This window comes from Bradyrhizobium sp. Leo78 (genome assembly GCF_059512425.1).
In genome coordinates, this window is sequence record NZ_JCAMOT010000234.1 from 1 (window position 1) to 425 (window position 425).

The window sequence follows — 425 nt, forward strand, 5'->3', positions numbered from 1 at the left end:
GACCTTCGCGACCATTACGGCATCACCCAGGTCGTCGCCGACCCGGATAGCCCCGCCTTCAAGACGGCGGAAACCGTGCGTGGCGAATGGGTCATCCGCATCGACGGCCTCGTCAAGGCCCGTACCGAAGACACCGTCAACAAGACCATGGCGACCGGCGAAATCGAGCTCTACGCGCAGGAAATCGAAGTGCTCTCCGCCGCCAAGGAATTGCCGCTGCCGGTGTTCGGCGAACCCGACTATCCGGAAGACGTTCGCCTCAAGTATCGCTTCCTCGATCTTCGCCGCGAAACCCTGCACAAGAACATCGTCAAGCGCACCCAGGTGATTTCGGCCATGCGCCGTGAAATGAGCGGCGCGGGCTTCACCGAGTATAGCACGCCGATCCTGACGGCCTCCTCGCCGGAAGGCGCGCGCGACTTCCT

Annotated in this window: 1 protein-coding gene; it reads left to right on the forward strand. The window is 62.8% G+C overall.

The window, feature by feature from the left end:
* The coding region (locus tag AC5ZG1_RS44450) for an amino acid--tRNA ligase-related protein (protein WP_496136578.1) at positions 1 to 425 on the forward strand (425 nt) is incomplete at both ends.